This is a genomic window from Exiguobacterium sp. KJ 601 (genome assembly GCF_027161185.1).
GTDB classification, from domain to species: domain Bacteria; phylum Bacillota; class Bacilli; order Exiguobacteriales; family Exiguobacteriaceae; genus Exiguobacterium; species Exiguobacterium profundum.
Genome location: NZ_JADHZG010000015.1, coordinates 1 through 785, shown reverse-complemented (window position 1 = coordinate 785; position 785 = coordinate 1). Strand labels below are relative to the sequence as shown.

Below are 785 nucleotides of genomic sequence, written 5' to 3'. Positions count from 1 at the left end.
CGAACACGGAAGTTAAGCGTCTCAGCGCCGAAAGTAGTTGGGGGATCTCCCCCTGTGAGGATAGGACGTTGCCAGGCTACATATTGGAGGATTAGCTCAGCTGGGAGAGCACCTGCCTTACAAGCAGGGGGTCGGCGGTTCGATCCCGTCATCCTCCACCATTTACACCTGCCGGTGTAGCTCAGTTGGTAGAGCATCTGACTTGTAATCAGAGGGTCGAGGGTTCGAATCCTTTCGCCGGCACCATTTGATCTTTTTAAAAAGTCTACCGCTAGAAATTATACCTTGCCGGGGTGGCGGAATTGGTAGACGCACAGGACTTAAAATCCTGCGAGGGTTTCCTCGTGCCGGTTCAAGTCCGGCCCTCGGTACCATTAATATTTTCCCATGATGATTATTCGTCTCGCACCCTTAGCTCAGCTGGATAGAGCGTTAGACTACGAATCTAAAGGCCGGGAGTTCGAATCTCTCAGGGTGCACCATTTTTAGACGGGAAGTAGCTCAGCTTGGTAGAGCACTTGGTTTGGGACCAAGGGGTCGCAGGTTCGAATCCTGTCTTCCCGACCATCATCACTTATATTGGGGCCTTAGCTCAGCTGGGAGAGCGCCTGCCTTGCACGCAGGAGGTCAGCGGTTCGATCCCGCTAGGCTCCACCAATTTTATTTTTTTACAGACGAACTTTGAAAACTGAACGATGAGGCAAAAATAAGTTTTACAATTTTTGAATGAAGCGCAAGCTTCGTCAATTTAAGAGCTATATCAAATTCTTTGGAGAGTTTGATCC

The 785-nt window shown here is 49.7% G+C and carries 6 tRNA genes and 1 rRNA gene; all 7 read left to right on the top strand.

The window, feature by feature from the left end:
* Positions 1–77, top strand: a 5S ribosomal RNA gene (gene rrf / locus IRJ25_RS15230); the annotation flags it as partial.
* A gap of 8 nt (positions 78–85) precedes the next feature.
* Positions 86–161: transfer RNA gene (locus tag IRJ25_RS15165), tRNA-Val, on the top strand.
* A 9-nt stretch (positions 162–170) separates the two neighbouring features.
* A tRNA-Thr gene (locus IRJ25_RS15160) sits at positions 171–246 on the top strand.
* A gap of 41 nt (positions 247–287) precedes the next feature.
* A tRNA-Leu gene (locus IRJ25_RS15155) sits at positions 288–374 on the top strand.
* 31 nt (positions 375–405) lie between these two features.
* Positions 406–482 (top strand) — tRNA-Arg (locus IRJ25_RS15150).
* Positions 483–490: 8 nt separating this feature from the next.
* Positions 491–567 (top strand) — tRNA-Pro (locus IRJ25_RS15145).
* Positions 568–581: 14 nt separating this feature from the next.
* Positions 582–657, top strand: a tRNA-Ala gene (locus tag IRJ25_RS15140).
* Positions 658–785: the final 128 nt, after the last annotated feature.